Below are 281 nucleotides of genomic sequence, written 5' to 3'. Positions count from 1 at the left end.
TCCATCTGGGCAGCACCGGTGATCATGTTCTTCACATAGTCAGCGTGACCAGGGCAGTCAACGTGAGCGTAGTGGCGAACGGCGGAATCGTACTCAACGTGGGAGGTGTTGATGGTGATACCGCGAGCCTTCTCTTCCGGCGCGTTGTCGATCTGGTCGAACGCACGAGCGGAACCGCCCCAGGTCTCGGAGCAGACCTTGGTCAGTGCAGCAGTCAGAGTGGTCTTGCCATGGTCAACGTGACCAATGGTGCCGACGTTGACGTGCGGTTTGTTACGTTC

Annotated in this window: 1 protein-coding gene; it reads right to left on the bottom strand. The window is 58.4% G+C overall.

Annotated features, from left to right (window positions below; genetic code table 11):
• A partial coding sequence (locus tag AAHM40_RS27115; RefSeq protein ID WP_342247454.1) for a GTP-binding protein occupies positions 1 to 281 on the bottom strand: 281 nt, incomplete at both ends.

The organism is Pseudomonas sp. OTU5201 (assembly GCF_038440135.1).
GTDB classification, from domain to species: Bacteria; Pseudomonadota; Gammaproteobacteria; order Pseudomonadales; family Pseudomonadaceae; genus Metapseudomonas; species Metapseudomonas resinovorans.
Note: the sequence above shows the minus strand (reverse complement) of the source record. Positions and strands in the feature narration are given on the sequence as shown.